Raw genomic sequence first — 1,187 nt, 5'->3', positions numbered from 1 at the left:
AGGTCATAGAGCCCCAAGGCAAAGATTGTCAAGAGCAAAACAAAGGTTCCAAGGATTTCGCTGATCAAGTTGGATACTGTATTCTTGATTGCTGGTCCAGTACTAAAGGTCGCTAAGATATTCCCTGCATTTTCTTCTGCCTCATAATGTGGTTTGAATTGCAACCAAACCAAAATCTGAGCCACCATCGCTCCTGCGAATTGGGCTAGGATATAAGGGAAAACAGAACCCCAAGAGAGTGTTCCTTTTAAGGCCATAGCAAACGTCACAGCTGGATTTAGGTGGGCTGGACTGAGCGTGCCAGATACAAAGGCCGCAACGGCTACAGCAATTCCCCATCCCATAGTAATCACAATCCATCCTGAATTGTTGCTCTTAGTTTTGGGAAGAACCACACCTGCAACAACACCATTTCCTAGGAAAATCAGGATTAAGGTCCCCAAAAATTCTCCAAATAATTCTTTCATCATATCTTTGTCTCCATTTAAAAGAAGGAGAGAGAAGGCAAGGAAGGCTTGTCTCCCTCTCTTCTAGTTTCTCTTAATTTTTCAATTCCGCTAGATCGTTGTTAGTAAGGGCTGCTTCAACATCCGCACGATAAGTTGCTTTTTCTTCATCAGACCAGTCATAGAATCGTCCCATTTCATCCAGAACTGGCTCAACGATGCTATCTAAACTATCACGCATGGTAGTCAAGCGACTCCAACTCAGCCAAGTAAAACGGAAGTGAAGACAGCAGAAGGCACATGGAGCTTCAAGTCCTATGACAAGACATCTGAAACTATTAATGGAGCAGATGCCCACTTTATCGGTACTTGGGAATTCACTCCAGCGCCAACAGTGACTCATAAGGCAACTCACGAGTTTGTCAGCGGAACTCCAGGAAAAGAACTTCCACAAGAAGTAAAAACTCTGCTTCCAGCAGACCAAACAGACTTGAAAGATGGCAACCAAGTAACTCCAACACAACCAAGTAAAACGGAAGTTAAGACAGCAGAAGGCACATGGAGCTTCAAGTCATACGACAAGACTTCAGAGACTGTCAACGGTTCAGATGTTAAGTTTGTAGGAACATGGGAATTTACAGCGAGCCCAGCATCAACAGTGACTCATAAAGCAGTTCACGAGTTTGTCAGCGGAACGCCAGGAAAAGAACTTCCACAAGAAGTGAAAACCTTGCTTCCAGC

The 1,187-nt window shown here is 44.2% G+C and carries 1 protein-coding gene and 2 pseudogenes; 1 reads left to right on the top strand and 2 read right to left on the bottom strand.

The window, feature by feature from the left end; translation table 11 throughout:
- A partial coding sequence (locus tag GMD6S_RS09270) for an MIP/aquaporin family protein (protein ID WP_000975166.1) occupies positions 1–470 on the bottom strand: 470 nt, incomplete at its 3' end.
- Positions 471–540: 70 nt separating this feature from the next.
- Positions 541–687 (bottom strand): annotated as a pseudogene (locus tag GMD6S_RS12635) (glycerol-3-phosphate dehydrogenase/oxidase); the annotation flags it as partial.
- Between the two features lie 6 nt (positions 688–693).
- On the opposite strand from GMD6S_RS12635, the pseudogene GMD6S_RS09265 reads away from it, so the two are divergent.
- Positions 694–1,187: pseudogene (locus tag GMD6S_RS09265) on the top strand (SHIRT domain-containing protein); the annotation flags it as partial.

It is taken from the genome of Streptococcus sp. GMD6S, from assembly GCF_000297015.1.
The sequence above is the reverse complement of the archived record's forward strand: the minus strand, read 5'-3'. Positions and strand labels throughout refer to the sequence as shown.